Source organism: Micromonospora sp. NPDC049051 (assembly GCF_043197575.1).
In the GTDB taxonomy this organism is placed as follows: Bacteria; Actinomycetota; Actinomycetes; order Mycobacteriales; family Micromonosporaceae; genus Micromonospora.
Genome location: NZ_JBICTL010000019.1, coordinates 1 through 8,406, shown reverse-complemented (window position 1 = coordinate 8,406; position 8,406 = coordinate 1). Strand labels below are relative to the sequence as shown.

Here is an 8,406-nt window from a genome sequence, read left to right as displayed (position 1 = left end):
TTGGTCGTCTTGAAGGATCGACGCGATGGCCGTCTCTCATCTACGCAACACGCCCATCACGGGGCAAGTCGTACACCACTCCCGTGGACGCAACCCCTCGAACGCCCAGCCGCAGCCGGGTGGCGCGTGGCGGCATGGCTGAGAGTCGTTGCGGTTGTTCTCCCCTGCGGAGTACAGCCCGCTGCCGGGGGTGGGGCATGCCGCGGCAGGAGGGTGAGGAGTTCCCGACCGCCGGGCACGTCGTGGACTATCTGCGGGGCCTACGAGCAGCGCTACGACCTTCCGGTGCTCCGGCCGGTCCGGGCTCAGAAGGTGCGGTGAGCCGGGGAGCGCCTGGCGGTGCAGACCGGCGCCGGGGAGTGGCTAGCCCGGTACGTCATTTCGGCCACCGGGACGTGGGAGTGCCCTACGTGCCCGACATCCCGGGGCCGTGCGGAGTTCGCCGGCCGGCAGCTGCACACGGTGCACCACACCTCAGGATCAGGGGCCACTGGTTCTACGTCATCTGCACGGGTTGAGCCGTCCCCTGGATGAGTGGCCCGGACCTCGTTGCGCAGGGTCCGGACCGCTCCACATCCTCGCTGTGGTCAGGCTTTGACTGCGGTGTTGTTGTGGGCAGCGCGGGATGCGGCGATCAGTGACGCGCCGAGGTTCGCCGCTTTCTGAGGGGTGAGCCGGATCGTCGTGCGGTCCCAGAAGCCCGACAGCAGCGATGCGGCCAGGTTCCGGACCGCGTTGTGGTTCATCCCGTCGAGCTTGGTCATGTCGGTGGGGCGCTGTTCCGGGTTGTCGATGGCCAGCGTCACTGATGGCGGCTCGTCGTACCCGTCGGGAGAGTTGAACGCCTGAAGGTCGACCGTCGCCACCTTGATGTCGTTGGCACATTCGTGGTGCTGGCCGTACACGGCGGCCACGTGCCGGTCGTGCAGGCGGACGCCGTCTTCGGTAAGGCACTCCCCACCGCACCACACCGGGCACTGCGGCTCGGCCGGCTTGGCGGGTGGAAGCAGGTAGCCGGCGTGCGACCACATCGCGAAGTCCACCATCGCGTCCAGCACCTGCTCCTCGGTGCAGTTCAACCGCACAGCCTGCTCAGCGACGCTCAGACCCTGCTGGGTAAGTCGCTCGGCGACCACGCCGCGGAACACGCTGATCTTCTGCTCGGCCGTCAGGCCCTCGTCGTGGACCACCAGATCGGCCACGGTCTGGTCGAGGCTCGGCCGGTATGGCCTCGGCGCTGGACCGGCCAATCCGGCCTCGACCAGCTGGTTGTCCGTATCGCGCGCCATGGCCACAACTCGTCCGACCGCCGTCCGCACCTGCTCAGCCTCGTCCAGCGTGAGCCGCAACGCCGCCGTCGCGCCCTCGATCACGAACTTCACCACCGGCTCGACCGCGTCGGCGTGCTGCTCCAAGTCGACCTCCAGCCCCGGCGGCCGGTACGTCCCATCGCTGCACGACTCGCCGGCAGTACTCACTGAGCTGTGTAGCGACAACAGCACAGGCGGCGAGTCGTCTGGCCAGTGGATGCGATCCTCGAGATGGTCGCCGTCCTGGTGCGTCGCGACACACCAGGAAGGACACGCCCGCCTCAGCCAGTACGGCCGGTGCGATCGGCGGGCTTCCATTACCGCCTTCCTAATGGAGGTGGCGAGGTAGCCGGCGTCGGCCAGACTGAGCGGATCCGGAGCGGACACGACCAACTCCGCTGGGGTGTTCTCCTCGGGCTGGTCAAGGTGCTCCAGTGAGAAAATCTCCACCGCCATCCCGCCGACCTCACCCTTATGGGTCTGCATCACCATCCGGGAGTGCCCCCGGGCCCGGTCGCCCGGACTACCCAACTCCTCCTCGGCATGGACCTTGACACACCATGGCGGGCAACCGCCGAGGTGGGCCGTGATGTTCGAGCTCACGATCTGGTTCAACAGAACGACCATATCGATAGGTTCACACGTGGCTATTGTGGGAGGACGGACACCGTGTCCACCAAGCTGGCAGCGTGGTAACCGGAACCGGTGCTCAACGGGGCGTTGTGGTTTGAGAATCGGGCATTGCGATGCGCGGGGTGGGTGGTAAGCCTCCCCGTCCTCCCGATCGGCGGTCGCGCTGTGCCGCGTGTGCCAGAGTCTCGGTCCAGTATGCGTGTAATGACCGGCCGTGTGCGGGCCCTCTCGGCCGTTCACACCTCAGCGTGCAGCCGTCTTGCGCCCGGGATGGTCCTCCAGGATCTGTCGAGCGAGGTGTACGGGCGCGGGTCGGGCTGTCCGCCCGTCCCAGGCCAGCGAATGCCCACACAGCCGTGAGTTCCCCCCGCTTTTATGGAGCGGTGGTTACCTGCTGCCGGCTGGCGCAGGGGTGACGATAGTTGGTTCGGCTGGTTGCGTCTGGCGGCTGTGCCAGGCGGTCTCGTACTCGTTCGGGCTGAGGTAGCCCAACTCTTTCTGGATGCGGCGGGTGTTGTACCAGCCGTCGATGTAGGCGAAGATCGCGTTCTCGGCCTCGTCACGGGTCCGCCATGAGGTGCGGTAGACGAGTTCGATCTTCAGGGTTGACCAGAAGTTCTCCATGAGGGCGTTGTCGTAGCTGTCGCCGACGGAGCCCATCGAGGGCAAGATTCCGTTGTCCTGCAAGCGTTCCGCGAAGCGGAACGACGTGTAGTTCGACCCGCGGTCGCTGTGGTGGATCAACTGGCCGTCGCAGACGTCGCGGGACCAGATGCCGTATTCGAGGGCGGCGAGGATCAGGTCGGTGTCGCAGCGGTCGGAGGTCTTCCATCCGACGATCCGGCGGGAGAACGCGTCGCGGACCGCGGCGAGCCAGAACACGCCCTCGCCGCACGGGATGCGGGTTGCGTCGGCAACCCAGAGCCGGTTCGGCCCGTCGGTGGTGAACTGCCGATTCACCAAATCCGGCGCCGGCGTGTGCCGTGGATCCTGCTTCGTGGAGCCGCCGCGCCAGCCGCGACGCAGGAACGCCCCCTGCCAGCCCTGCTCGGCCATCAGCCGCTCGACGCGTTTGCGGCCCACGCGAATGCCGTCGCGGCGTAACTGCCGGTGGACCCGGTCCGCGCCGTAGGTGCGCCCCGATGTCTGCCAGATCTCGTAGATGTTCGAGGTCAGCCCCAGGTCGACCACGTTCCGATCACACCGAGTTGCTCGGCCAAGCGACGGATCACCGGCTTCGGGTCCGACTCGCGGTACAAGCGCACAGCGCGCTGACGTAGCGCATCGGGGTACTTCTTCGGTGCTGCCACGGACGACTTCCTCCCCACGGCCATCAGACCATGATCAAGAAGCTTCATGAAAGCGGGGGTGGCTCAACCAGCCCCAGCCCGACCCTGCCCGTGACCGGCGACAACACGACCCGACTGTGGTGGCTGCTCGCCATCGGCGCCACCATGGTCACCGTCGGCGGTACCGCCTCCGTGCTCCTGCGTCGGAGCAGAACCGCGAGTGACGGCTGACGCCAGCACTCTGAAGTAGGTCACCGCGAGGGGTTCTGGCCTATAGGCCAGAACCCCTCGCGGGGCTGTCTCGCCACCCCACCGCAAGCGAGCCTGCACTGCACCCGACCCACACAGACGACGCCGCCGGTGGAGTACCGGGCTGGTAGCAGGCCAGTGCCACCGCACGGGGCGGTGCCGTAAGCACCGGACGGCACGAAGCCGCCCCGCCCACCGGAGGGTGAGCGGGGCCGCCGCGGTTTGGCGGACCTACAGGGCTGAAGGTCTTCGCGCTCCTTCGTCTGCAGGGCTACCGACCAGGACGCCGAGCGCCTGCCACCGGGTGTAACGGGTGGTCCCCTTCGCCCGGTTGCGGCTGCGCTCTGGTCGTCACCCGATTCAGCTACTGCAGTCTGGGTCAGGCAGTGCGTTCCGTTGCGGTGCCGTCGATGATCTTGTCGCGGACGAATCCGCTGCTGATCGCGACCTGCTGAAGCTGGGTGTTCTTCAGCAGACCGACGTAGGCGCCTACAGCGATGCCGAAGTTCATGACTACCGCGTAGCCGACCTCGACCACGTTGAAGGCGATGCCTGCCTCTGTGGCAGCCAACCACGCCTCCAGAAACGCCTTCAAGGCGGCCAGTGCGAGCAGCACCAGGCCCTTCGGACCGGCCGACCACGACTGTCGCATGAACAGCGCCGCCGAGAGCGGCAGTAGGATAGTGAGGGCGAGCGACAGCAAGCCCGCGAGGTTGGGGGTGAACAGGTACGTGGGCAGCTCGGGCAGGACAATGCTGGGGCCCATGGTCCCTCCTCGGGGTGAACGCTGAGGCTGCCGATAATGGTCGTCGTGCTGCCGTGCGCGATGGTGCGACATCGGCCGGATCGCCGATCTCGTCACCGGCACCCTCACGCCCACCGACCTCGGCACCTGGCTCGTCCCTGACGAGCGCCGCCGACCGACCATTCTCGCCGCAGTGGCCCGGATCTGGACGGAACACGCGTTGTTCTTCGGCGACGCCTTCCTGCTCCCGGACGGCACGGCCGCGACCGTCTGGTTCCACCGCTACCGCCCCATCCCGCCCCCGCCCGATACGCCGACTGTCTCGCCGATGAGTGCGGCGCACGTCAGGACCGGTTCCTCCAGTTCGACCGGGCACTCGCCGCGCACCGTCCCACCGAGGCGCACAACCACCTCGCGCTGCTCGCCGCGCCTGACCCGACGGACTCGAACCGCGCTGCGGCGATCCTCGACGGATCGCAGCGCTGGATGGACACGCTCAGCCTGCCCACCCCTACGCCGAGGTTTACACCGACACCGACCGCGACCTGTTGCAAGGACACGGCTACACCCAGCGGGACACCTTCCCCGCCGACGGCCACACCACCACACACACCATGTGGCGGCCCTCGCCGTTCTGGACCGACCGGTCCAACCGCAACACCCGCTCACCCCTGCGGCCTCCGCCCGTCCGACCCCGCAACAACCCATCAGCCCGGTGGGCGCCGCGCTGATCCACTGACCTGGCCGGGGCCACCATCGCCGCCCCGGCCAGCCGGGCCGGAATAGCTTCTACGTTTCAGGGTCAGGCGACGGACGCCGAGGTCGACATCGCCACCTCCTGCGAACATCACCGATGGCACCACCGCGTCCGCTGCTTGTGGGCCCGTCCTGACCTGTCGGTCTACGACGTGACGTTGCAGGCGCACCTTACTCGAAAGAATGCCACGCGGCCGTGTACGCCCTGCGAGCCGAAGGACTGCCGATCAAGGCAACGGCCCGCCGCCTTGAGATGAACGTCAGAACCTCCCGCAAGTACGCCCACGCCGCCGCCGAGGCGTTGATCGGCCCGAACGCCAGCAGCCGACTCAGCGTCCTCGCCCGTTCTACTCCTACCTGCGACAACGCCTCGCCGACGGCGTCCACCAGACAGCCGTGCTGCACGGGGGAGATCGTGGCCCGCGATGCTCGCCTGGGTGGTCGCTCACCATCTGCTGCGTATCGAGGAGCCCACATTCGCCCCGGGCGCCGCGGTGGCGGTGATCGGCGCTTCGTTGGCCAAGCGGGCCCGACGCACCGTCGAGCTACTTCTGGGCATCGGCGTCGGCATCGCCGCCGGTGACCTGCTGATCGCCCTGATCGGCACCGGGGCGTGGCAGACGGGCATCATTGTCTTCCTGGCGATCACTGGTGCCGCAGCAGCCCGGGGCACCGGCCTGCTGATGACTCAGGCCGGTGCCACAGCGGTCCTGGTAGCGACGCTCACTCCGGCCAACCCCGATCTGGAGCTTCCCCGGGCGATCAACGCCCTGGTCGGCGGCCTGGTCGGGTTATTCGTGATGCTGGTCTTGGCGCCGCTCAACCCGCTGCGCACCGTCCGGCGGGTCGCCGGCTCCGCCTTGGATCTGTTCGCCAATCAAATGACCGCCTGCGCTGAGGCCCTGGCCAATGGTGACGCTCGTCGAGCGGAGGTCCTGCTGAAGCACATGCGGAACTCAGAGTCGAAGCTGATGCAGCTTCGCGAGGCGGTGTCCGCCGCCGAGGAGGTGGTCCAGTTTTCCCCGCTGCGGTGGCGCCGCCGGCAGATCGTGTACGCCTACCGAGACGGCGTCGAGCATATGGAGCGGGCTTACCGCAACAGCCGGACACTGGTGCGCCGCGCGGGCACGGCGCTGCGGGATGCCGAACCGGTGCCGCCGGACCTGCCCGCCGCTATCGAGGAGTACGGCACGGCGGTGCGGCTGCTGCACCGCGCGTGTCTGGCTGGTGAGGAACCAGTCCAGGCCCGCGAGCGCGTGCTACATGCGGTGCGGCTCGGCGGCAAGGCCTGCCGGCACGAGATCGGCTTCTCCGGGACGATCGCCGTCTCTCAACTGCGTATCGTCGCCAATGAACTACTGCGCTCAACGGGTGTGCGGCGCGTCGAGGCCCGCACCCTCGTCCGCCGCGCCGCCGCCGGACAACCAAGCTGAACTGCCCGCCCACTGCCGGCACGTCACGTGCGACGGAGGGCGTAGTTCTTGCCTGACCGCCCGCGGCGTGTCCGGTCTTCGCCTGGTCATCTCCGAAGCTCAGGCTGGCGCAAGCAGGCCATCAGAGCCGCCCTGCCCGGCGCGTTATGACAACGCTGCCGCACCCACTACCTGTGCAACCTGCTGACCATGGTGCCCGAGTCCGCGCAGCCTTGGATCGCCACACCCGTCCGTACGATCTTCGTCAACCCGACACCGACGCCGTCCGAGCCCAGTTCGACCGGGTCATGGCCACCGTCGAAGCCAAGTTCCCGGTTGCGGCCGAACACCTCGACACCACCCGCGACAACCTCGTCGCCTCCACCGGTTTCCCGTGCGGGATCTGGCGGCAGATCTGATCGAGCAACCTGCAGGAACATCTGAACAAGGAGGTCCGTCGCCCCCCCAGGGCCGTCGTGATCCTCCCGTACCGTCCGGCCATCATCCGCCTCGCCGGTGCCGTGCTCGCCGAACAGACCGACGAATGGACCGAAGGCCGCCGCTACATGGGCCTGGAACTACTCGCCAAGCCCATAATCACCGTCGCACCGGCCACCGCGACACCAGCCAGCCCGACCCCTACCCCGATCGCCGCAGACATCGAACTAGATCTCGCGATGGCCATCTCTACACCACCAGCGCGGACATGACCCTCAGCGGCCGGATCCCACTGCGTACCGCGACGAGACGGTAACAGCGACGGCAGGATCCTTCGGTAGGTCTCTGCGTCTCTGGAAGCTATTAACATCCGTCGACGGCGCCCTTATGATCTTCGGACGTAAGTGCATCGGAAGCCTTCTATGACCAACCCCTCAGGATGAACCGTGCGATCGTTCAAGTCCCTCGTCACGCTCGTGGCCGCCCTCGCCACAGCGCTGACCGCCACACTCTTCGTCGCCTCGCCCGCCCAGGCGGCCCCGAACTTCAAGGCGCCGTACCCCTGCGGCCAACGGTGGACGTACAGCCACCACAGCGCCGAGGTGCGCATGGCCCTCGACTTCGTCCGCGCCGACGGTGGTAGCACCGCCGGCGCCCCCGTGCTCGCCTCCGCCGCCGGCACCGCCACCCGCCATTGGCAGTCCGGCGGTGCGGGCAACTACATCGTCATCGACCACGGCGGCGGCTGGAAGACCTACTACTTCCACCTCGCCGCGTTCTCGGTCGCCCACGGAGCATGGGTGAACACGGGACAGCAAATCGGCACCACCGGCAACACCGGCAACTCCTTCGGCGCGCACATCCACTACGAGCAGCTATACAACGGCGTCGGCCAGACCATCAGGATCAACGGCGCCGCACTCGCCTACCCCGGTTCCTACCACCAGTACTACCTCACCAGCGACAACGGCTGCGGCGGCACCGCCTTCTGGACCTGGGGCTCCGGCGTCCGCGTCCGCAGCGACGCGTACCTGTGGGCGTCGACCGTGACCTCCCTGGCCGGTCCCACCCTCGTCAACGTCACATGCCAGAAGCAGGGCGACACCGTCTACGCCGAGGGCTACGTCAACAACTGGTGGTCGCGACTGCGGGACCAGAACGGCTTCATCTCCAACATCTTCATCAACCACCCGGCGCAACAGCTACCGGGTGTACCTCTCTGCTAGTAGTCCCGCGAAGGGACTCGTGTCCCGGCTGTCAGCCCTGCGAGACGAGTCGACACCCTACGGTCCGCGCCGGAACACTCCGGCGCGGACCATGCGTTAAGCCGCGCTGCAACTCGACCTGCTCACCATGGTCACCCAGGCGCGCCTGCCTGACGTACACCCTGGCCTGGCTGCCGATCTAGTGAGTCTTCCAACCTGATCTTGTAGGTCAGGGACGGTGTGCGCAGCCCGGAGATTGATGAGGGCGAGGCTTGTGAAGGCGAGCAGGTCGTCGTGGGCGGCGTCGAGATGCTCGGCGGCGGCTGGGAACTTCGCCTCGATCGTGGCGACGACCCGCTGGAACTGGGC

Annotated in this window: 6 protein-coding genes and 2 pseudogenes; 4 read left to right on the top strand and 4 right to left on the bottom strand. The window is 67.5% G+C overall.

Annotation, left to right across the window (positions count from 1 at the left end; translation table 11 throughout):
- Positions 1–587 precede the first annotated feature (587 nt).
- The 3 genes from ACGFIR_RS31545 to ACGFIR_RS31535 all read right to left on the bottom strand — a co-directional run bounded on the left by ACGFIR_RS31545 (position 588) and on the right by ACGFIR_RS31535 (position 3,134).
- Positions 588–1,925 carry a DUF6907 domain-containing protein gene (locus tag ACGFIR_RS31545; protein WP_393008560.1) on the bottom strand — a complete coding sequence of 446 codons (1,338 nt, stop codon included), beginning with the start codon at positions 1,923–1,925 and terminating at the stop codon, positions 588–590.
- A 261-nt stretch (positions 1,926–2,186) separates the two neighbouring features.
- Entirely contained in the window at positions 2,187–2,297 is a 111-nt protein-coding gene (locus tag ACGFIR_RS31540) for an RNaseH domain-containing protein (RefSeq protein ID WP_393008590.1), read from the bottom strand.
- Between the two features lie 33 nt (positions 2,298–2,330).
- A complete protein-coding gene (locus ACGFIR_RS31535) occupies positions 2,331–3,134 on the bottom strand; it encodes an IS3 family transposase (protein WP_393008562.1) in 804 nt (267 codons plus the stop codon).
- Positions 3,135–3,283: 149 nt separating this feature from the next.
- On the opposite strand from ACGFIR_RS31535, the gene ACGFIR_RS31530 reads away from it, so the two are divergent.
- Positions 3,284–3,463 carry a hypothetical protein gene (locus ACGFIR_RS31530; protein WP_393149028.1) on the top strand — a complete coding sequence of 60 codons (180 nt, stop codon included), beginning with the start codon at positions 3,284–3,286 and terminating at the stop codon, positions 3,461–3,463.
- Between the two features lie 397 nt (positions 3,464–3,860).
- Here the strand turns inward: ACGFIR_RS31530 and ACGFIR_RS31525 are convergent, their stop codons facing one another.
- A complete protein-coding gene (locus ACGFIR_RS31525; RefSeq protein ID WP_393008564.1) occupies positions 3,861–4,247 on the bottom strand; it encodes a hypothetical protein in 387 nt (128 codons plus the stop codon).
- Between the two features lie 1,160 nt (positions 4,248–5,407).
- Between ACGFIR_RS31525 and ACGFIR_RS31520 the strand changes: the two genes are divergently transcribed.
- The 3 genes and pseudogenes from ACGFIR_RS31520 to ACGFIR_RS31510 all read left to right on the top strand — a co-directional run.
- Positions 5,408–6,415 carry an aromatic acid exporter family protein gene (locus tag ACGFIR_RS31520; protein WP_393008566.1) on the top strand — a complete coding sequence of 336 codons (1,008 nt, stop codon included), beginning with the start codon at positions 5,408–5,410 and terminating at the stop codon, positions 6,413–6,415.
- A 146-nt stretch (positions 6,416–6,561) separates the two neighbouring features.
- A pseudogene (locus ACGFIR_RS31515) lies at positions 6,562–7,104 on the top strand (transposase).
- Positions 7,105–7,329: 225 nt separating this feature from the next.
- A pseudogene (locus tag ACGFIR_RS31510) lies at positions 7,330–7,839 on the top strand (M23 family metallopeptidase); the annotation flags it as partial.
- Between the last annotated feature and the right edge of the window lie 567 nt (positions 7,840–8,406).